This window comes from Neiella litorisoli (assembly GCF_014773395.1).
Lineage (GTDB): Bacteria > Pseudomonadota > Gammaproteobacteria > Enterobacterales > Neiellaceae > Neiella > Neiella litorisoli.
Genome location: NZ_JACXAF010000009.1, coordinates 50,920 through 71,942 on the forward strand (window position 1 = coordinate 50,920; position 21,023 = coordinate 71,942).

The window sequence follows — 21,023 nt, forward strand, 5'->3', positions numbered from 1 at the left end:
TTCAACATGAAAACTCTACTAGTCACTCTATCTTTGCTGTTTGCTGCGCCCTCCATGGCAAATGAGGAGGTCGCAGAGAGCACTGCGGCCCTGGTCGAGTCACTCACGACCGAGATGCAAGAGGAGATGGAGGGCAAAGGCCCGATCAAGTCTTTGACCAAACTCCCGCTCAACTCTTTAAATTTGGTCGAAACCAAAACGGGCGAAAGCTACTTTATTTCTAGCGATGGCCGTTTTGTTGTCATGGGCCGCGTCTTTGATAACTGGTCTCGGTCATTTATTGAGACCGAAATTGACGCCAAGCGCACCATGCGGATCCCTCTTGATGCAATTGGTGTTGACCCGGCCGAGCTCGCTTCATTCTACATCGGTGATCGCAGCATTGAATTACAGGCCACTGTGTTTGTCGATCCAACGAACGAGCGCTCGCAAGCCTTTATCAAAGAGATCATTAACAACCCGAATAATCGCTACATTCGAATCGTGATTGCGCCGGTCAATGGTCACGCGGCAGGTGAACGAGCAAAGGCTTTTTGGTGCGCCGAAGACCGAGCACAAGCCATTGTCGACTTAGCCTACGGCACGTCGCGTAACTACCCTAGCAATCCGCATTGCGATTTGAGCCCGTTAGCGCGATCCATGATGGTTGTGCAAATGCTGAACATGCCATACCTACCCTATTTTTTCCGCGATGATGGCCTAACCCACATCGGTATCCCCGTTAACTACGACGAATGGCTTGCGCAGCCGTAAGCAAGGAACACGACTTATGAACAATCTAATCAAAGTAACTTTGTTGACTGGCTTGATCAGCGCTGCGCTCTCTGGCTGTTCTTCATTGTCGATAGGCGAGGAGACCTTCAATTGTGACGAGCAACCTAAAGGCTATGTGGGTGAAGATCATGTTTGCGATGGCCCCCGCGAGATCTACAAGCTAACCAATAGCTACAAAAACGTAGACGAATACCGCGAAGCAAACGGCATGAATCAAGAGCCAGAGCAGGAGGATGACTCTTGGTTCGGCTCAAACGATGACGACGATAATGAAGAAGCGCCGATCGCGACCCCAACTGTCCCAGCGCCGCTCCACCCAGACTCAACCATGGTACTCAGCCCGGAGCAACACAACATTTATCAACCGCTGAACTCCAATACGCGGCACGATGCTAGTGATTATCAAGCTGCTCATGCAATCCAGCCGGAAGCAATAGCGTTGACACAATACAGCTACGCTCCATCGGACTTAGCGCCTGAACCTTTGGCTATCCTCAATCCCCCACAAATTCTTCGTATTTTGTTTGCTCCGTGGCGCGATGAAACAGGTGATTTGAATATGCCGGGCTACGTCTATTCCAACGTTCAAGAAGAGGAGTGGCTGGTTGGCGACGACGCCAATAATCGCCCTGGTCGCATGACGCCATTAGTGGTCAAAGGCGCCACAGCGACTGAAGGAAATGCCCGACAACATCGCGCCAAAGGTGTCGATGGTCTAGGCGTCAAACACCCTAGCCAGCCGAATATGACGCCAGCGTCAAAAGCTCAAGCGAACCAATAAGGACTGTTAGTTCATGCGCTATTTCAATCTTATGAACAAGATTTGTCAGTTCAACCATGTTTCGGACTGCATCAGCATGGTCGACTACGATCCAGACTCCAACTTATTCGTTACCGAAGGGCCATATGCCGGATTTGGCTTTATTTGCCAACCAACCAATGGCCGCAACGAAGAAATTCAATCTAACCTCGAACAAATTTATGAAATGCCATGGCCAGAAGGCACGTTAATGACATGGCAGCTAGTCCCGCTTCAGGACGTCGACGCATTCATGCTTGGTCACGAACGGATCCGCGGTCATCGTATGGACGGTGAAGACGGACGCTACAGCGATGATGTTTCGCGTAACCGTCGGGACTATCTTCGCGATTCAATGCGTGAACCTATCTACAAAGAAACCGGACTTCGTGTACGCAATTTCGAACAGTGGATCACCGTCAAAATCAAAATCAGTGAACAATACCCTTCTGAAAAAGAAGAGTTAGCCATCACCAAGTTGCAAGACAGTATGTTTGCAAAGTTGCGTTCGATTGGATTCCACCCGCAACGAATGACCGATGAGCATTGGAAGTATCGGGTCAGCTCCATTCTCAACCGCAACGACAATGCTGCTTGCCGGACGGGTCATCGCGCTGTTGATTCGTCACGCCCTTTAAGCCAACAAATCATCGATCCTGGCAATGGCGTCTTTGTACGACGCGGCGGTATGGAGTTCAAATCCGGCGACCAAACCACTGGGTTCTGCAAATTCCTCTCTATCAAGGAATTTCCTGAGTGGCTTTACCACGGGCAAATGCTCGATTTAATTGTGGACTGGCGCGAAGGAACGGACGGAATTAACGATCCATTTATTCTTACCTTGCAACTTGAGTTTATGGATAAGGAGAAATCGCGCGGATCCTTTGAGAAGAAACGGGGCTATGTCACTCACAATGCATCGGGGCCAATGGCCAAATGGAGTGACCGCATTCGTTATCAGAAACAAGATTACGATCTCATGTACGAAGAGATCGAAAACAAAGGCGCCCACCTAGTCAAAGCGTACTTGCAACTTGCTATTTTTGGCGATGATGAAGAATCGTGTAACGAGGCAAGCCGACATGCAGAGTCCTACTACGGTAAGCAACGTTTTCGTGCATACGAAGACAACTATTTCTGCTACCCCTTCTTTCTTGCCACATTGCCATTTGGCGTTGATGCAAAACCATTAAAACTATTTCGCCGACAGGGGTTGTGGTCGTCCAAGGGGCTAGCTCACCTTACGCCACACCTAGCTAGCTGGAAAGGTAATACGGCCTACCCAGTATTGGAGTTGGTCACTAGAACGGGGCAGCTGTTTGGCCTTGACCTGTTCAAAACCGATGGTTCGTACAACTGTGTCATTGCGGCCGCTTCGGGCTCGGGTAAGTCGTTTTTAACCAATGCCATCATTCAGGGTTACTTAGGTTCGGGTGTGGCTCAAGATGGCGGTCTTAACCACGATTTAAGCGACGACTATCAACCAAACGATGGTGCTCGCGTGTTTGTGATCGACGTGGGTAAATCCTACGAAGCCTTGTGTGAACAGTATGCTGGCGGGCAGTTCCTAGACTTCGGAATGGAAATGAAATACTCCATGAATCCATTCCCTGCCATTGACGATTTCTATGGTGAAGAGAATGGCGAGCTCGGCCAGGCGCACATGGTACTTAACCTGCTCAAAACCATGGCATCTGAGTCAGGAGAGATCCCTGATTCAACCAGTCAGCTAATGCTCACTTTGCTCACGGAGATGTGGGAAGAGCTTGGCAGTAACGGCACCATTACTCATTATGCAGCCAAATGTTTGGACTGCGTTCAGCATCCAGAATTGGTGCAGATTGGCCACCAGCTAAAACCTTGGTGTGAAGAAGGGGTGGACGAGCGTATTCCAAAGGGCTACTTCGGTCGATTCTTCGGGAACAAACACCCTCCTGTCGACTTCAAAGGGCGATTAATCATCTGCGAGTTGAACGCGCTCAAATCCGTACCTCACTTACAGAAGTGCGTGCTGATGGCCATTATTAATAATGCTCAGCATGCAATGATGACGGACGGTGGTTGTACTCGTAACTCGCTATTTATTCTTGACGAAGCTTGGGAGTACCTCAAAGACAATGCCGGCGGAGGCAAAAACTACTTTGCTGACTTCCTCGAAACCGGATGGCGCCGTTTCCGTAAAACGCGATGTGCGGGTATTTGTGTGACCCAAAGCCTGTTCGACGCCTATCAGTCCCAAGCCGGTATTGCGATTGTCAACAACAGTCCATGGAAGCTATTACTCCACCAAGAGCCTGAAACGGTTGAAGCACTTCAGAAGGAAAAAGCCTTCGACGGTAGTGAGTTGGATTTTCAGATGATCAAATCGGTTCACACCAACAAGGGCTTCTATTCGGAAATCTACGTGCGCCTTGGTCAAGCGAAAGAAATATGCCGTCTGTTTGTAGATAAACGCACGGTGTTAATGTACTCAACCGACCCGGATGATCGAGCTGCGATTGCTGCGTACCGACAACGAGGCTTGTCCATTACCGACTCAATTGATGCGGTACTCAACGACCGCAAAGGGAGGGCTGCCTAATGGCTGATCGTTTATCCGGCATTATTAAGTGGTTCGATAATGCAAAAGGCTATGGTTTCATTGCACCTCTTGATACTGAGTCCATGACGCCCACAGACGTTGAGATTTTTCTGCACCATTCTGCGATTGGTGGGAATGGTTTTCATAAAGTACACAAAGGTGTTCTGGTGACGTTTAGCACCGTTCCGCGTGACAAAGGGTTGGCTGCTAGCAATGTAGAAATGGTCAGCAGCCAATTTCAAGACTAAACCGCACAATTAATTAGACTGACTCTGCCCAAGAACATTGGATCATACCTCCAATGTTCTTGGCTCATTTGATCGGAAGCCTTATGTTCATGCCGACATGGTTAATGCCAGGTATGTCGGTTTCTTAAGATGTACTCCCATGCTAATTCACTTGCGAACTCATAGAGCGGCAAAAACGCCGGATCAGGCTCAACAGGTGGTAGACCGAACACCTCGGCAAGATCGCCAAGCAAGTATGAAACGGCCGGATAGGTCTGGCCTCGGGCGCGGCCGATTGCAGGTTTTAGTTTCTCCATTGTTTCTTCGATAGCATCAGAAGATAGTTCTTTGATCCGCTGGAGCTGTGCCAGGTAACTGCGGGCCATCAGAAGTAGTTCGTGGATTTGTGCCGATATAAACGGCGGCAGTTTTTCCTGAAATTGTGAAATCAACATATCGCGGATCGCATAAATGTCGTCTTCTATCAAGCTTCGAAGGTTGTGCGGGTAGTCATATCGCAATGCGTGAAGCTCTTGGGGGCTTGCGCCTTCAGCTTCTAGTTCGGCCACACGTTGTTGATAGTCGACATCCATTTCGCTGGTGTCAGCTTTCTCGGCGGCAACAAAATAATCGCGGTCGTGTGACACTTTAACATCAAGAGTTGAATAGTAATCGAGTAGCGCCAGTAACTCAGCTTGGGTGAGCTTACTTAAATCAGCGGTAATACCTGCGACTGCTGATAGATGGTCGCGCCATGTGGAGTTGGTTCTTGTGGAGGAGGTTGGTTGCATCATCATACTTATCCTTTAAACAAGAAGTATGCTGAGGCCAGACATTACCAATCGCAAAACACGTAGCAATGCCCACTCACATAAGAGTGTTCGGCCTCAGCTACGGTTATTTGCTGTAGGTAAAAAGAAAACGGCTTCGATTAAAGCCGTCTATAAACACTAATGCGATTTTTAAATGAAGTAAAGCGAGTGATCATAGTGCCCCGATAACGTGATCCGCGTTGAGCAGTACAAGGCGCAGATAAAATTCGCACAGAGTTCGCGCAAATTCAGCGAGAGATCATAAAATGACCTTCGCAAAATCAACCACTTATTTACTGGGGTTAAACCTCATGCTACAAACAGTCATACTGAACTGCCAGCATTGTCTCGATGCAGTATTTAGGAGCCATGAAATGAAATGCAAGCTAATGATAGGCGTACTCTTATCGTGTGCAATGTCCGCCACTGCAGCAGCAGGAGGTATAGAGTTCGATAGTAGCCATTCATTTGAAGTGCGATGCGAGCATTCAATGCAAGATCAACGAAAGATGGATTGGGGCATCACGTTAAAATCCACCAACGGGACTCTTGAGGAACATAATGATTTAACTCCCGACCTGTTAATCCAATCCCAATTAGTACGTATTAGCGCAATCGTCGACGGACACAATTGGGTGTTCCATACAGTTAATCAAGACGAGAGAAGAAAAATATATACAACGTACAACTACTACAATGAGCCAACAAGCCGCTTAGGCAACAACCTTACTGTAGAATCCGCCACTATTCACTTAAAGTCTCAAACACTAATCTCAACCGACAAACACTTCTTTAGCCAATGCGTGTCAATAGGACTGGAAAAACTCTAACCTAAAAGGAACAACCTATTATTTGTGAAAACCTCCACCTTACGCTTCTTTCATGATTGGCGACCCCGCGTTTAAAGCAATGTAAACCCGATCACCGATCAGTATGGCCTTCAGGCCGGTGTTAGCGGGAATGCTCTGCCATCCGGTCATGCCATCGTCATCGGAAGTCCAAGCTTCAATCTCGACAACTAACGCACACGGTTCTCCGTGCTTAATTAATGAGGATTGCTTAAACCCTCCGCAACAAATGAATTGCTTGCTCCCATCCGGCAAAACCACCGGCAGCGAATTACCTGACACTCCCGATGATAATGCAGCTCCAGTGTTATCAATTACGATGCGTCGATAATTATGACGGTAAGCAACGCTAGGCACATTTACTCTCCAACCAAACCATTAAACTGTATATTTATACAGTATATTTATATTCAACGGAACAAGATGCTTTCCGGAGTGGATTATCTGTCTGATTTTGCTTCGGATTTATTCCGTGTGTCGCAGCCCGACTCCACAAATAGCACCTCAACGACAAGGGTTGCGACGCACAGGATTCACGATTCAATAGCATTGAACCAGATTGACATCCTATGGAGACGACATGGGTGCAGCACTTACCATTCAAGAACTAGACGACTCATGGCTGGATTGCATTCAGCCGGGCTATGACGAATTGGGTCAGCCTAACTTTATGACGCCAACCGGAGATTTAGTGACGGGGATCTTTGTTGATATTCCCAACGAGGTCTACCACAGCTTACCTGCGCTCTCATCATCCGGTCTCAAGAAGTTTCGAGTGTCACCTGCACACTATTACCGCGAGTACATGTCAGATATCGAGCGGAAACGAACCACTGTACAGCAGCGCACACTGGATGCAGGCACCTATGGTCACGAGCTAGTACTTGAACCCGACGGATTTTATGACCGCTATTATCGCGGCATTGTCGAATCCCAAATGGAGAAAGGCGTTCTTTTTACTGCCGATGACTTAAAAAAGGAACTCATTGAGCTTGGTGCGCCACATTCGGGCAAAAAGGATGAGTTGGCCAAGCGACTACTCAAGCTTGCACCAGAGAAAAAGATCTTCACCGTCATGCAAGAGGAGCTTGCTAAGGCAAATCCTGACAAGCAACTGATTGATGGTGTGGTCTGGGATGATGCTCATCGCATTATGGATTCGGTTTACAAAAGCGTCGACGCCCCCGTCTTGCTTGAAGATGGCTTCTCGGAATTGACCGTGATCGCCACCTGCCCCATGACCGGTTTGATCCTCAAATGTCGTTTTGACCGCCTTCGCCGAGATGCTGTGGCATCGGATGTGAAAACCACCATGGATGCCTCACCCGAAGGGTTTCGCCGTCAGATTGAAAAGCTGGGGTATCACTTACAAGAAGCATTTTATACCCATGTTGCTCGCGCCGCCGGTATCCCTATCGAGCATTTTTGGTTCATTGCAGTGGAATATCAGCAAGCCGACATCTGCGAAGTTTACGAAATTGGCCCGAAGGGCAAACAAAAGTCGATGTTTCAATTCTTGCAGCATCTGAATGAGTTTAAGGCTGTGTCCGAAGATGAAGACTGGTACGGCTATTCGAAAGATCGCACAGCGAAAACCATTGAATTGTCACGCTGGGCATAACGGGAGAGAACAATGAATCAATCTATGGCACAAACCACAGCTCAACCGATGGCTATCATCGCTTCAGTACTTCGAGACAGTAAAGAGCGACACCTCGAAGCCAATGCCAGGCTCCCCATTCACTTGGACTACCGGCTTGAGGCAACCTACGCCCACCAACAAATTGAGCGTACGTTAGACCGGGGTCGCAACTCGTTGGTGAACGCAAATCCGGATTCCATTCGTTTTGCCTTTTTGGAGGCTGCAGGGTTCGGTTTGACACTGGAGCTTCGCAAGCAACGTGCGTTCTTAATTCCTCGCTGGGATAGCGCTGTCGGCGAACTTCGCTGCCACTTAGATGTCGGCTACCGCGGATTTCAATTTTTGGCTGCCAGAGCCGGTTTGACCCAGCTTTCAATTGAGTTGGTCTACGACAAAGATGAGTTCGAGTACAACGGCCCCGATCAACCTGTTGTTCACCGGTTCAAGTCCTTGAGCAGTGATCCCGAAAAACGCGGCGCATTGGCCGGAGGCTATGCCATGGCCCGATTTGGGAATACGTTGATCACGACACCGGTATCGCCGGAGCACCTCCTTAGCGTGCAACAAGATGCCATTCACAACGCCCGCGGATTCACGCCCTGGACAGGCCCTTATGTCAATGAAATGCTGCGCAAGACTATTTGCCGCAAAGCATGGAAGGACTGGGAACATCAACTGATGCAAAGTGACATCAAGGCCTGCTATGCCGATGTCATCAAGCACATCGATGAAGAGTCCCAATCAGCGCCATTGGATCACAATGCTGACCAGCTGACTCACGGTGCACAATCTTCGGCACCACAACAACGCGTGGAGGCTTAATATGTTGCCTGTTGCACACCAGCAAGTGATTGAAAAGACAGTTGGCCATTCCATTTCATCGGAGCTTTATAACCAGTTGAGCGCATGCTTTGCCCATGCGTTTGAGTCCAACAAGATGCCCGTGTCGCTGTGCGACGTGCCCTTAGACTCAGTGGCTTCTGTGTTACTCGAGCTCAAGAACATGGGTTGGTTATCAGAGCTAGGACGGATGTGGAGCCTCGGTGTCCGCCGTGCACCGAACGGTACCTTGACTGCAGTCGCGGAAGTGCGCGCCAACGGTCTCAGCTGGGCAATCGAACCTTGGCAGCAATGCAAAATGCAGGCTCGCTTGGTTTACTCCGACGACGAATTTGAATTCAAGGGCGCTGATCAGGTTCCAGATTTTACTGAAGGCCCCAAAAAAGGTTCTGTCGAAGGCGGGTTCGTTTCGATTTCTGTTGCCGATCGGGTAAATACCTACCAAATGAGTGCGGAGGAGATGACGGCAGCCCTGGCTGATACCATTGAGCAGAAATATGGCCATATCAAGCCCCCGATAGGTCGCCACGAGTATGCTATGTGCTGTCTAGTCCGCCGCGCACTAAAGTGGTTTGTGGAAACAATTCCCGAGCACCACACCGAAATCCGTCGCCGCATTTACGTTTTACTAGACTTGCAGAACCGCTACTTTGATGAGTTTCGGCGCCATCAAGATCGAATGGATAATTTGGCGTCAGCGCATGTATCGAGTCGGTCCATATCGCTTGATCAGGAAACGCCTGCTCAACTTCATCTCGCGAAACTAAGAGATGAGTACTACGAGACCCATGCCTATGGGAAGCGGACCCCATTAACTCAACCATCGACTACGCCGGTTATTGCCGTTGTCGAGGATCCAGTGCAAGCAGTCGAAATGATGGAATGTAATGTTCCTTCAGCTGTCGAGTTGTCGCCGGCCGAACAAACCATCGAGCCAGACCTGAACACTGGATTTGGAACATCTCTTTGAGACCTTTGGATGTCATATGGATCAGAACGCAGTATACAAACGATGGATTCTTCGACATGAAGGCAAGTCTCGACAATGCGAGGTGACCTTGCTCCGCAATGCGGAACGAGGAGGCTTCCAAGTGATACAACTCGCAGGCGAGATTGGTAAACCAATGCGTAAAGCACGGGACCGGCATTATGCACTGCTACCACATGCCTTGGTACTTGCTGAGGAAATCGTGGACGATTTGACCAGCAATCGCGGCTTTGAAGTGCATGACGAAATTGACGACCCTGCGGCGATCATTGAATTCGAGTGGTTGAACCGCTTGGACTGGCATCTGCGATCTAAACCGCCAAGTAACCAAACCCAATTTCACCGCTTCGACCTTCCGGTAGGCCATCGCGTGATGGTGGGTGTTGGTTTCCAACGCACCAATGCGGTCGATTGGTGGATGGAGCATGCCGATATTGGCTATCCCCCAGAGCCACTTGCAGCAGCAGTTCGCGCCTTGGCGGGTCAGCTCAACATACGTGACTTGGCACTCGAGGGGATCTGGGATGGCACCCAACTGCAAGTGTTTGACGTAGCTTGGTACAACGGCCAGCCCATGAAGCAAGGCGCATCCTTGCGCATGCAGCTACTAGACTCGCTGCGTATCGAAGAACATGGTTTGGGCAGGCTCAAGCCTTCACAGTCAGCAGAATCGTCTTCATCCATTGCGCTTTGGTTGCCAGAAGCCTACAAGACATCAGCCGACGGACCTAACCCAATCCTGTTGGTGTCGCCTTCTGAGATACATGTGCTCCAAGCGACCAGCGTCCCAGGCTCAACAATGATGGCATTCTCAACCTTCGATCAGTTTGGTCAGATCGTGGATTTAGGCCATTGGCCTCAATTCAATGGCGCCATCAAAAGTTGCATGGAGTACATCAAAGTCATAGGTTCACCGTTGACTGGACAATTTAAAGTGATAAAGCGTCATGAGCCGCGTCAAGCCATCCAGATCTATGTGGAAGATGCCTGTCCACCTCAACGCAAAGAAGTCAAAGTACCGAATGACTGGGGAGACCTGTAATCACGAACAGGTCAATTAAGCGTGAAAGCAGAGCCATAATTGACCTGCCCTTCTCAGCCATTGAGCTAGTCTGACTGGTGTCAGCTAGCTTCTGTGACACTCCCAATACTGCTTTCTTTTGGCCAGCCTCCCGGCTGGCTTTTTTTGTGACTTTGAAACAACGAGTTGCTATTCGAAGCTCGAAGTTTCTACGAGTAAAATTCCCGACAGAGGAAAGGTGAGTAAGAGATGCAAAGCGCTGTTGAGCGCGTTACATGTGATTATGCGTGATAACTGCTTAAGCTTCGGTAGAGGTGTTGAGCTGCGGATGCGAATTGCTGTGCCAACCGCTCATCTAAGGCTCCGATATGACATTCACTTCGAGCAATCTGCATTTGCTCAGCTATCCGCGCATATGCCTTATTTCTTGGTAATAAATTCTGCTTCCAAATCGGATCAAATACTTGATGGCAACGCTGCTTTGCTTTGCGTAGTTCGCTATTCGCCAGTCGACCAAGCGGCATGTGATCGTCTTGGTGAATACCTACGTAGCTGTCGCAACCTTTCCCATGGTTTTCACAAATGTACGCCAGCCCGAAGCTGCGGCCACCATACAACTGCGCACTGTCCTTCAAGTGTGCTTTCCCGTTGCAATAAGGGCACGTCAGGGTCAACTGAACAGGCACGGTCTTAAAGCCTGAACGGTAGTCATGCAGCAATCGCAACGAAAACCGGATATAAGCACGTTTTAAGCCGCGCCCAAAGGTGTGCTCAATCCATTGCTGAATAGCGGGAACATCCAATCGATAGAGCAGCATGCTTGGGTGCGCCTCACAAATGGCGCGGAGCGATTCGATGTACCGATAACGATCCACACGTTCCCATCCGCTGCGCTTGAGCTGCACGTTGATCACGTGCCAGATGTTCAATTCCCCAAGTTTCATACGCACCTCCGAAGTCAGTTTTCACGTTAACTCGGCTTTGATCTGCGGCAACCGGTTAATTCAACCGGCAACCTTTTGGAATAGACCAACTTGACGCTTGGCTTTGCAATTTTTGATTTGGGCTCAGTGGAAATATCCACCCACTCTTTTTCTCAATGTCGAGGACAGACACTCGATATAAATCTGCATGTCTAGCAACCGGCCGGTCGTCATTGGGCATCAGCCACGCTTGAGTTTGCCCGCCCTTTCGAACTAGCACCTTCCAAAGAAAGTCCGGCGTTGTGACACCATGACTTTCGATAAAGTGATCATTGCTCGTATCTGTTCCCCATATCACACCGGAGTAAACGGTGATGGAACCTTCTTCTCGATAGCATTCTGTGATTTTTTCCAAGTGCCGCCAGAGGCCACGTCGATTGAGTAGTGAGTTTTGCGGGACAATATTGGCCATCGTATTGCGCTCCCGCATTAACTCTTTGTTGTGATCAACAATATTCTGCTCTGCGAGATGGCCGCGATCATATTTCGGCGCAGCTGATGCAGGTCGTTTGTAGGATTTAGTTGAGAGCTGGCGACACCTTTCTGGTAGTCGAATTTCATGGTGGAATGGGCGATACCTTGGTTCATCACCAGCATCGGGCTCAGCACGAAAATGAACAAACTCTGCCCCTCGATGCTCGCAGTTATACCCTACTTCAAAGCTACCAAAGTCGAGGTAAATGATGTCGTCGCTTGGTCTAGCTACAGCACATGCGGCGAAAGCGGCTCCAGCAAGTACAATTAATTGGAAGCAATTCATCCGTAGAAGAACCGTTTCCTATCGGCGTAGCTAGCCGTCCAAAACAACACTCCGAGCACCAATGGAACAATCGCTGTACCGGCGCTACCTGACAAGCCAGCGTTTACCGCAACCGCAACAGCGGCAAACGCCAATATTTTTAGAATGAGCTGTAGACTTTCCATGAAGATCTCCTGCTTGTTGACAACCAGGCTACCGCGCTTTTGCTTCAGCGCAACGCATACGAAATCTGGGATGACTAACAACGCTCTCTCGCCAATCTGTAGCAACGAACGCAATTTCGTCTTCCTCGTAGTAAGTCGCACAGACATGGGCAGCAAACCCCAATAGTCCAATCATGCCCTGATCGGTTAACGCTTGGTGCCGAGCAATCAAAACCGTTCCAATTGGCACTTGCCAGAATAGGATTTCACCATCGATATCCTGAGTTGCGCAGGTCGCCTGATCTGGCCATCTTCCCACGGCAATATCTACCATGGATTCAAGCGTCATATCCTTGGTGCAGGCAGGCTCACTCGTTATGTCAAGGTTGATCAAAATATCGCCCATTAGAACTCCGAGAACATTAACTTTCTCGAACATCATACGGATCCGCCAACACCGAGTACGGTCAGTTATGGGCTTGATTTGGCGCAATAGTCAGCCGAACCCTTTTGGGGTTGCTAATCCATTCCGTCTGCTTGCCGAGAGAAATGAATTTTGGCGCAAAAAAGTAAGTGATCACTACATCGTCGTTCACTGACATTATTGACGTGACTAGATTGTAGCAAGGTTGCGGGGCTTCCTCGCCATAATACATTGAAACTCCTACTCGGAGGTTCATTTATGCTATCAACACTACTATCGAAGCCCGTCTGCCAACTGACTGATCCGCAACTAGTCAATGTAATTACCCAACTCAACATCTCCTATCGCCGTGGTCAGCCATTGGTGTCCGATGATGAATTTGACCAAACTTATCTCAGTGAGCTTCGCAGTCGAAATCCTGAGCATGTATTGCTCCGCACAGTCCAACCTGATGCCAGCGCAGCGGCATTGACCAGTAAAGGTCGTGTAGCCCACCCTGCCCCGATGCTTTCAACCAACAAGGCTTACACAGAAATGGAGTTGCGAGCATTCATTCAACGCTGTGAGCAGGCAGCAGGGCGATTAGCTATACAACCCAGCACATTACTCTATCGCATCACACCGAAGTTCGACGGTATTGCTATTCGCTTCAACGCCACTGAGAAAACGTTCACGACTCGCGGCGATGGCCTGCAAGGCAATGATGTTAGCCATTTGCTGAAACGCGGAGCAATCATTGTTGGTGATGCTTCACAAGACGGTGTGGGCGAGTTGGTTATCTCGACTGACTATTTTGAAAGCTCGGAGCTTTCGCAAATATTTGACCATCCTCGGAACATGGTCGCAGGTATGGCTGCATCCGACACGATGAATGAACATGCCCAAAAGGTTCTAGCCGATGGCAAGTTGCATCTAGTTCTCTATCGAGACTGGGACGCGCCCACCCTCACCGCAGAGCAATTGTTGGCAGACTTCGGCTCGATTGAGCAATCCATGTACGACCAAAGCCCTTACCCGCTCGACGGAATCATTATTGAGGCCATTGATCCTGCCTTAAAATCTCAAATGGGACACAGTAGCCACCACCACCACTGGCAATTGGCTTTTAAACGTCACTCCGAAACTGCCGAAGTTCAAGTACTGAACGTCACCTATCAGACGGGGCGCTCTGGTCGGGTATCTCCTGTGATTAACATTGAACCTACTGCATTATCGGGCTGCACCATCTCCAATGTCACAGGTCATCATGCCGGTCGAATCCGTAGCGAAGGCATTGGCCCTGGGGCAACTATCACTATTACGCGGCAAGGGCTGGTGATCCCCAAATTACTGCGGGTCAATAAGCCAGTGGAGCCTATGTTGGTCGATAACTGCCCCGCCTGCGGTAGTGAGGTGCATTGGGAAAATGATTTTCTGGTTTGCCAAGGCGACAGTTGCTGCGCTCAAAAGGCTCGCGTTCTTCAGCACTTTGCTAAGACGGTCATGCTTGAGTACATCGGCCCTACTGCTGCCGAGCAGTTAGTTGCCGCGGGGGTAGACTCGGTCGAAGCAATGCTCGACTGCAATGAGTCAACCTTGCTAAGAGCTGGCTTTGGTCACGGGCAAGCTGCAAACATATTGCAGGAGATCCAGCGATTGCTCAGCGAGCCGTTATCAGATCACTTGCTTTTAGCATCGTTGGGGATCAGTAAACTTGGTCGGGGGGCGAGCAAGAAGATATTGCTAGAGCATCCACTTGATCATATACCTGCTATCACCGCCAATGAAATCGTCGCGATCCGAGGGTTTGAGCAAAAGTCTGCCAATATCATCCTCAGCGGTCTTTCAGCCAAACGCGACACGCTACGTTACCTACTTAGCGCAGGATTCAATCGAGTCGCTGTCAGTGCGCCTGTAGCCTCATCACATGCACTTTGTGGTGTACATGTGGTATTCACTGGCAAAATGGAGTCTCCTCGTTCCGACATGGAAGCGCAGGCAGCTGCATTTGGTGCCATTGTGCAGAAGTCCGTCAATAAGAAAACACAGCTATTGGTGACTGGTGCGAATGTTGGTGCGGCTAAGTTGAATAAAGCCACGGAGCTTGGTATTGAGCAAGTTAGTGAACAGGCTTACCAAAAGAAATACGTAACAGCCCAATAATCCTGAGCTGCTCAAAAGATGGCTGCATCGCTAACTTGCTCTTTTCAATTAAGTTCGCGATTGCAGTCCCAGATTAAGCAGAGGTTATCCACAAAAATTGTGGATTAGTTTTTAACTGAAGGACGTTCGAATTACTATTCGCAGGATCTTAAATTCTGGTTGGGTTTGTTTGTCTTTTAAAACAAAAAACAAAAACCTTGCTTGGTGCTGTGGTCAACGTGGGTAACTGCGAAGCCGTTATCCACTTGTCCACAGTAACTATTAAGATTTATTTAACTATTGATCTATAAGTAAAGTATTAACCTATGTATCTATTAAAACTATAGGCGTGGTAACTGACTGGTTTTAATAGGTTTATTTTCATTTCCATTACACTATTACGGCATTCATGATCGTTGGCATGGCGTTGATGATCGCTGAGCTGGTTCTGCTGATCGATTTGCCGTTAACCTGATCGATTCAACGGTGTCGGTGATCGCTTTAGCGGTGATTAAACATCGGTATTACGGCATTGGGATAACACTTTTCCGGTGCATGGCCGTTAATTGGATCACGTCGATAATGGCTTTGTTAGCGCGGCATCTTGATTGGCCACCAAGAGTATATCTCAGAGCTGTTCAGAACGCAGAAGAGCTGCTTTTCACGCTGTTAGGAGGAAGATTCCAATCGTATGATCCCAATCCCGGCTCCGTGATCACTTTTGCGGTATCTCGCACCTCTAAATAATGAATTCCGGCATGGTGATCTCTATTCCGGTATAAGTCCCATCAAAATCGTGAATTCCGGCCAAGTGATCGACTTTACGGCCAATGGTTAAGTGACTTTACGCGAGTACGAACTGTACCTGTGTGCTTTTCTCGCTGATATCGAACGGTTTTATCTCTATCACTCATTGTATTCGACTGAAGCAAGCGTGCGATCTGGCCAGAAATTGTTATTTTCGCTCTTTATCAATGTGTTAGATGATGGTCAGCTCTTGGCAACAGCTGCGCATCAACTACCGAAGGCATGGCAATAGAGCAGTAATTATCATTAGTTACAGTAGGTTATGTGTCTCGTACAACAGCTGCTTTAGTAGGTTGTTCAGCGACATCTTGCTGTAGCAGTGATCATTATTCCGGTGTATGGCCGGAATAGTGATCAGCCGATGCGATATTTCTAGAGTGGTGCTGCGTTTCAAGTCATTATAGAGCCCTTAGTAGTAGAAAATTGACCCTTATTACAGTGAGATAGGTATCTCTCCCTCATTCCTGATCGCTTTTCCGGCCAAATGGCACAAGCTTCATCAGTAAATAACATTTTCCGTTATCCTGATCCATTTTACGGTATGAAATACACTATTCCGGTTTCATGATCGCTATTCCGTTGATAAATACAGTTTTCCGGCCTAATGATCTATTTGTCGGCCAAGGTGATTATTATTTGGCCGTTCGCTTTGCTGTTTTGGGGCGGTTTTTCGGTTTGACGAGCGGTTAACTGACTTGAAGCGCGTTTATTGGATGAAATTCATTCAAACTTGGCGTGGCGTGATCCCTTATCCGGCCATGTGATCATGTTTCCGGTATTAAAAACGCTCGAAATAATGAAATGCGGCCCGAAGATCGGTTTTCCGGTGAAATTAAGCCGGAAATAACAATTTCCGTTGCATGGATCGTTTTTACGGTAATTCTGCTTAATTAGCCGGTATTGCTGATCGCTTTACCGGCATTCTAAGGTTGAAGGCAAAAAAGGCGTGCGATTTTCGCGGGGGTTAATAGTCGTCTGCGTTGATGTCTTTTTGTAGCTCTGCAACTTTTTCCAAAAGCTTATCGACATCTTCAGTACTCGTGGTTTCTTCATTGGAAGCTTCTTCAGCCGTGCGCTTTGCAATAGCTTGTGTGATTGCTTCCACTTTGTCCTCTTTGCCCAGGTACTTATAGGCAGATAGCAGTTGCTCTAGTTCGTCTATCTCTAAACGCTCTTTCTTGAGTGTGCGTTTATTGATTTCAAGCTCTCTGATGAGTCTAAGCGCTTCCTCTTGGTTGAGGCCTGCCACTGGATCTTTGGCCAACCAACGGTATAAAAACTCAATTTCAATGATGGTGTTGCCATCTTTTCTAACTCGATACCCCACGTTGCCTGTCTCATCATCCTTTAGAAATAGGATTTCTTTGGATGTACGAGGGTTCGTGCTGATCTCGGTAATGCTGTCCCGAATACAACGGGCCATCACAACGCCATTATTGGCATATGACTTTTTCTTAAGGTTGCCCTGCTGATCGAGTAAACCAAACATACCGCGCAATTCGTTTAGCTTGACGGGCTTCATCGACGTGCCGCCAGTCTTGAAGCGACTGAGGATCTCATACAGCTTTTTGCTATGTTCGCGGTTTAGGCCAAAAAAGTTCTTGGCAGTAATAAGCGCAAAACCCTGCTGGTAGCTGACATATTCCTGCTTCAATTCATCGTTCGGTACCATCACCAGTTTGGCGTGCTTGTACTTAATTCGCTTAAAGTAACCGGCATAATCGAACTCGGTGACCCCGTTTTCACCTACATTACGGACACCAATACTACGTTTAGATAGTCTGTCAGCAACAGGACTCAGCGTATCGGCAACATGACTAGAGTCCATGTCAAACCAGTCTGCTAGCTGATGGCAACTAAATTCATACCGTGGCGTCCCTTGGGCCCAATCAGTCTCCTTCATGTGAGCCATCATCAAACCGAATACATCTTGTTCTTTAGCGCTGAGATCTTGTCGTGCAAAGACCAGTTGATGTCCTTTTTTGATGTGCGTCGGAAGGTTGCCAGATGTTTGGGCGACGATGCCGTCCATGGTTTGATCAGTGTCTTTCATTTTTCCGATTTCTTGTCTTGCCAAAGAAAGGTTCAAGCTATAACAAATTCCGGCGTATTCCTACTGGCAAATAACAAATAATTGTTGATTAGGTCGCGGAATTGTTATTTTTAGCCTTATTTGGGCCGGAATGCATTATTTCGGGCCGGAACGCGTTATTTTTATGCCGATAATGTGTATTTGTAGCGAGATAGCCGGAATACTGTGATTTGCCTCCCACTCTGGCCGGTTTTTGTTATTTCGTGGGGCCATAGAGGTGTTGCGGTCGCTGATAACTGTGGAAGCCTGTTATCAGTCAGAGTAGTGCCGGAGTATCTATGAGGCAGGCAACCCAATACACCATACCCTCTCAGTTGAAACGTTTGTTTGGCAATGATTACGTGGCTTCGTCGAGGTCACCTATTGTGTCGGGTGACGCTACGCGAATCGCATCGCTTCGTCCGCAATTGCCCAATGAGCGGCGCGTGCTTGTCGATATCTGCTTCAAACAGGGCTGGCGCTACTGCATCTCCGTGGCTAATACTGACACGAAACATGGTTTTACCCTGTGGATTGGTCCATCAAAAATGGCGACTGTATTAGCCTTGCGTGTGGCCTATGAGACTCGGCGTGGGACGATTAACTTGTACTCTACCTCACAATTCCCAATTCTTGGCTTTCGAAATCCATCAAACTCCATGGGATATGTTTTAGGCGGTTCATTGTCATTGTCTCAGCAACTCATGCATGCCAATAGCTGCGGCGACTTATTCTTGGCTGATGTCGTTGAATCGAAACATGTCGAAGTGCTCTTTATCTGTTAATTGCTGCGGCGTATCATGGCATGCAGCGGTGCCCGGACAGTTACCCGACTCTTCCGGCAAGCATATTTAGTCGTTGTAGTAAGGATGCTATGAACTCCCGTTTCGATGACAATGTCCGTTTGCCCTATGGCATTGATCCCCAGACTGACCAGTTGGTTCATGTTAGCGATAGTGTTAGTGGGTTGGGATGTGGTTTAGTTTGCCCTAGCTGTGGCAGCAAGCTTGTCGGCCGAAAAGGTGAGGAAAGGACTCACCATTTCGCACACCACGGGCAAGTTAGCTGCTCTACGTGGGGCGAGACGCTGCTTCACCTACTCATGAAACAATATCTTGCACGTTGTTTGCCTCTGAAACTCCCACCGCGGTCATTCAGCCATCCTTCCGATGACAATCTTCAGTGTGTTACACCGAGCGAGATCACGTTCCAGACTTGCCAGTTAGAGCAGATGATTGGCTCCTATCGCGTGGATGCACTGGTGCAAACCGAGGCATTTGGCGCCATTGCGATTGAAGTCTGTGTCTGCCATCCGACCGAGCAAGACAAAGCTGATTACTTCAAGGCTATTAACCACCCAATACTTGAAATCGATATCGCCGCATGGGGTCAACAAGAGTTAGATGCCCTGCCCCATTCGTTAGTTTCCCCAATAAAAGCGATTCGATGGTTGGTGCCCGTTTCAAGTGAGACCAAGCCAATTGTTCGGCGCAAGGCACGCAATGAACCATTGTTTGATGTTCGGAGTATCCCGCTTGATATCCGCCCGAGGCCGAGACCGTCATCATTTACATTCGAGCCCAATATTCTTGACGGGCAAGTTACCGTGGAGCGACAAATCTTGCGCACCGGTGGGATTGTTACTTTGCCATCGATCCACCACGAAGCTTCACACGAATTAGCGCAAGGGACGTACATCTGGCGCGAGCTCATATTGCATGAAGACTCGGCGAATTTTTCGTGTTGTAAACAGTACGGGTCGGCGGGCCGATTACAATGTTGGTGGATGAAGGCTAACGCGGGTGATCTTATTGTCTATTTCGCCCCGGCGACGCTCAATGATGATGATGAGCAGTTGTTGAACGCAATACTGTCACATCCTAGGCGCCCTGTTCTAGAAGCTCGTGAGCTTAGCCAAGCGCCGCAACGTTATGCGCTGCAATGGGCGCACAACCCCGCTGTCAGTCTGCGACGACAACGTTACGATGATTATGTGAGTGCAAGAATGGACGCACTTGATGATGCCATGCCATTGCTCACAGGCATGGCTATCCCTATCGCTGTCACTGCCAGTCAGCGACTGTCGATGCCGTCTGCCCTCTTACAACTACTCAGAGCTGATCCGCGCGCCTTTCTATTCGCTGTCCGCTTACTAGCGCTTTTGTATCGTCGTGACATATCTAGCCTTCAATTCAACGACATTTTCCAGTCACTGTGCCTCAATGAGCAAATCAGTTTATCTGTCGCTGAACAGGTGGTTGCGACGTTGGCGGGTTATCAGTGGCTTGAGCCCAGAACTGGCATCGCTCCTGACTTTGATGAGAAAGTACAACGGGTGAGTGAGCTGAACCCTGCCCTATTTACTTTCGAGTCCCATCAAGCAATCAAATGGTCCGGCTTCATTAACGAACACGTTGCACTTTTACGAGGTCTTTAATGGCGACTAATAATCCCGATGCTGCGATATACCAAGTGATGAGCCATGCCGAAATTGCGTATGCTCTGGCTCGTGTCACGCAGTGTCATTTGTCACGAATGCCTTTCTTATTTGATTATACGAAGCGCTTCATTGCGCAGGCTGCGGATAAAGATGCTCGTTATGTTGCTCGGCTATTGAAAAAACAACTGAACCTGAAGCGGTTGGACTTGTTCGAGTTGTCGTGGGAGCGGCGTTACAACTTGTATCGCGACTGGATCGACACAATGACCTTGTGCAAGAACAAAACCGACATCGAGCGCTTGGAGATCGCCTTTGGTGTTTATGAAAAAAGAGGGGCGCTGCTCACGTCCTTGTTTGGGCCCGATGAACTGGTCATCGACAAGGAGCAGGAATCACGATTCGAACGCTATGGACTGATATCGCTGCACAATAAAGAACTTGCACATTTTGATGACGATAGCTGGATGATCAGTCCTGTCACAGTGAACCTGCTTGTTCCAACTATCGATGTTATGCGCAATGTTGTTGCCGACTTATCTGGGTTTGGCTTTAGCGTGGATGCCCCTACTGTATTTCGGCGCGCTCCCCAAACCAATGCAATTCGCCTCAACAGCTCGCGTAACAACGCATTCATTCCATTCGAGCCGGCCTTTTCTCCTACTTAGTAACACTGTTACTAACGTCATCTTTGGGCGGTTGCGGCACCTCAATATCACGAGATACTCAAGTCGATGCTATGCAA

19 protein-coding genes and 1 pseudogene are annotated in these 21,023 nt (G+C 48.6%); 13 read left to right on the forward strand and 7 right to left on the reverse strand.

Features of this window, described 5'->3' with window-relative positions:
* Window positions 1-6 precede the first annotated feature (6 nt).
* Genes IC617_RS08240 through IC617_RS08255 form a run of 4 tightly spaced genes read left to right on the forward strand, consistent with a single transcriptional unit; the run spans window position 7 to window position 4,402 of the window.
* Window positions 7-753, forward strand: a complete 747-nt coding sequence (locus tag IC617_RS08240) for a thioredoxin domain-containing protein (protein ID WP_191144519.1) — start codon at window positions 7-9, stop codon at window positions 751-753.
* A gap of 16 nt (window positions 754-769) precedes the next feature.
* Window positions 770-1,555: a TraV family lipoprotein gene (locus IC617_RS08245; protein WP_191144520.1), complete on the forward strand. Its 786-nt coding sequence runs from the start codon at window positions 770-772 to the stop codon at window positions 1,553-1,555.
* 13 nt (window positions 1,556-1,568) lie between these two features.
* On the forward strand, window positions 1,569-4,154 hold the full coding sequence (locus IC617_RS08250) for a TraC family protein (RefSeq protein ID WP_191144521.1): 2,586 nt from the start codon (window positions 1,569-1,571) through the stop codon (window positions 4,152-4,154).
* Window positions 4,154-4,402 (forward strand): cold-shock protein, encoded by a 249-nt coding sequence (locus IC617_RS08255; protein ID WP_191144522.1) that lies wholly within the window; start codon window positions 4,154-4,156, stop codon window positions 4,400-4,402. Before IC617_RS08250 ends, IC617_RS08255 begins: the two co-directional genes overlap by 1 nt.
* Before the next feature lie 101 nt (window positions 4,403-4,503).
* Here IC617_RS08255 and IC617_RS08260 read toward each other — a convergent pair whose 3' ends face one another.
* The gene (locus tag IC617_RS08260) at window positions 4,504-5,178 is read right to left on the reverse strand and encodes a hypothetical protein (protein ID WP_191144523.1); all 675 of its coding nucleotides are present in this window, start codon (window positions 5,176-5,178) and stop codon (window positions 4,504-4,506) included.
* Between the two features lie 884 nt (window positions 5,179-6,062).
* The gene (locus IC617_RS08265; RefSeq protein WP_191144524.1) at window positions 6,063-6,398 is read right to left on the reverse strand and encodes a hypothetical protein; all 336 of its coding nucleotides are present in this window, start codon (window positions 6,396-6,398) and stop codon (window positions 6,063-6,065) included.
* A 223-nt stretch (window positions 6,399-6,621) separates the two neighbouring features.
* Here IC617_RS08265 and IC617_RS08270 point away from each other — a divergent pair, with 223 nt between their 5' ends.
* From IC617_RS08270 to IC617_RS08285, 4 genes are all read left to right on the forward strand, one after another.
* On the forward strand, window positions 6,622-7,662 hold the full coding sequence (locus tag IC617_RS08270; protein ID WP_191144525.1) for a PD-(D/E)XK nuclease-like domain-containing protein: 1,041 nt from the start codon (window positions 6,622-6,624) through the stop codon (window positions 7,660-7,662).
* 12 nt (window positions 7,663-7,674) lie between these two features.
* Window positions 7,675-8,505, forward strand: coding sequence for a recombinase RecT (locus IC617_RS08275; protein ID WP_191144526.1), 831 nt, complete (start codon window positions 7,675-7,677; stop codon window positions 8,503-8,505).
* Between the two features lies 1 nt (window position 8,506).
* Window positions 8,507-9,493 (forward strand): hypothetical protein, encoded by a 987-nt coding sequence (locus IC617_RS08280; protein ID WP_191144527.1) that lies wholly within the window; start codon window positions 8,507-8,509, stop codon window positions 9,491-9,493.
* A 121-nt stretch (window positions 9,494-9,614) separates the two neighbouring features.
* Entirely contained in the window at window positions 9,615-10,553 is a 939-nt protein-coding gene (locus IC617_RS08285) for a hypothetical protein (RefSeq protein WP_191144528.1), read from the forward strand.
* Window positions 10,554-10,813: 260 nt separating this feature from the next.
* Here the strand turns inward: IC617_RS08285 and IC617_RS08290 are convergent, their stop codons facing one another.
* The 4 genes from IC617_RS08290 to IC617_RS08305 are packed head-to-tail and all read right to left on the reverse strand — an operon-like array spanning window position 10,814 to window position 12,824.
* Window positions 10,814-11,476, reverse strand: coding sequence for a zinc-finger-containing protein (locus IC617_RS08290; protein ID WP_191144529.1), 663 nt, complete (start codon window positions 11,474-11,476; stop codon window positions 10,814-10,816).
* 55 nt (window positions 11,477-11,531) lie between these two features.
* Window positions 11,532-12,275: a DNA/RNA non-specific endonuclease gene (locus IC617_RS08295; protein WP_191144530.1), complete on the reverse strand. Its 744-nt coding sequence runs from the start codon at window positions 12,273-12,275 to the stop codon at window positions 11,532-11,534.
* Window positions 12,272-12,439, reverse strand: a complete 168-nt coding sequence (locus IC617_RS08300; protein WP_191144531.1) for a hypothetical protein — start codon at window positions 12,437-12,439, stop codon at window positions 12,272-12,274. The genes IC617_RS08295 and IC617_RS08300 overlap by 4 nt, the downstream gene beginning before the upstream one ends.
* A gap of 28 nt (window positions 12,440-12,467) precedes the next feature.
* Window positions 12,468-12,824 carry a hypothetical protein gene (locus IC617_RS08305; protein ID WP_191144532.1) on the reverse strand — a complete coding sequence of 119 codons (357 nt, stop codon included), beginning with the start codon at window positions 12,822-12,824 and terminating at the stop codon, window positions 12,468-12,470.
* A 276-nt stretch (window positions 12,825-13,100) separates the two neighbouring features.
* Here IC617_RS08305 and IC617_RS08310 point away from each other — a divergent pair, with 276 nt between their 5' ends.
* The gene (locus IC617_RS08310) at window positions 13,101-14,984 is read left to right on the forward strand and encodes a BRCT domain-containing protein (RefSeq protein WP_191144533.1); all 1,884 of its coding nucleotides are present in this window, start codon (window positions 13,101-13,103) and stop codon (window positions 14,982-14,984) included.
* 1,750 nt (window positions 14,985-16,734) lie between these two features.
* Here IC617_RS08310 and IC617_RS08315 read toward each other — a convergent pair.
* On the reverse strand, window positions 16,735-17,823 hold the full coding sequence (locus IC617_RS08315; protein WP_224745893.1) for a replication initiation protein: 1,089 nt from the start codon (window positions 17,821-17,823) through the stop codon (window positions 16,735-16,737).
* A gap of 317 nt (window positions 17,824-18,140) precedes the next feature.
* Between IC617_RS08315 and IC617_RS08320 the strand changes: the two genes are divergently transcribed.
* From IC617_RS08320 to IC617_RS08330, 4 genes and pseudogenes are all read left to right on the forward strand, one after another.
* A complete protein-coding gene (locus IC617_RS08320) occupies window positions 18,141-18,626 on the forward strand; it encodes a hypothetical protein (protein ID WP_191144534.1) in 486 nt (161 codons plus the stop codon).
* Between the two features lie 89 nt (window positions 18,627-18,715).
* Window positions 18,716-18,901 (forward strand): annotated as a pseudogene (locus tag IC617_RS19060) (competence protein CoiA family protein); the annotation flags it as partial.
* Between the two features lie 171 nt (window positions 18,902-19,072).
* On the forward strand, window positions 19,073-20,278 hold the full coding sequence (locus IC617_RS08325; protein ID WP_224745898.1) for a hypothetical protein: 1,206 nt from the start codon (window positions 19,073-19,075) through the stop codon (window positions 20,276-20,278).
* Window positions 20,278-20,946 (forward strand): hypothetical protein, encoded by a 669-nt coding sequence (locus IC617_RS08330; protein ID WP_191144536.1) that lies wholly within the window; start codon window positions 20,278-20,280, stop codon window positions 20,944-20,946. The genes IC617_RS08325 and IC617_RS08330 overlap by 1 nt, the downstream gene beginning before the upstream one ends.
* Window positions 20,947-21,023: the final 77 nt, after the last annotated feature.